At 53.7% G+C, this 326-nt stretch carries 1 protein-coding gene; it reads right to left on the bottom strand.

Annotation, left to right across the window (positions count from 1 at the left end):
• The coding region (locus AC2A1E_RS24435; RefSeq protein WP_484385911.1) for a hypothetical protein at nt 1-326 on the bottom strand (326 nt) is incomplete at both ends.

Here is a 326-nt window from a genome sequence, read left to right as displayed (position 1 = left end):
AATGCCGCCGTCATCGTCGTCATTCGGCTTGGTATTTTTGCCATCGATCTCGATGGTGAAATCCCAGCCGGTACGCTGGGCAAACTTCAGGCTGTTGCCGTCAGCACCGCGCACAATAACAAATTCATACAGCCGATATTGCCCAACCGGCAGACTAAAGCGCGTCACTTGCGCGCCGATCACCCAATGAATCCCGCCCAGCAACTTAGATTCATCAACATAACCATCGGCGGCGGCAATCTCCGCGAACGAGGTATCTGCCGCAGTGATACCGAATGCATATTGTACGGTGTCATCTGCCGTCGAATAGCCTTGCACATCGGATC

The organism is Serratia sp. HNCC26DJ206 (assembly GCF_057180605.1).
The sequence above is the reverse complement of the archived record's forward strand: the minus strand, read 5'-3'. Positions and strand labels throughout refer to the sequence as shown.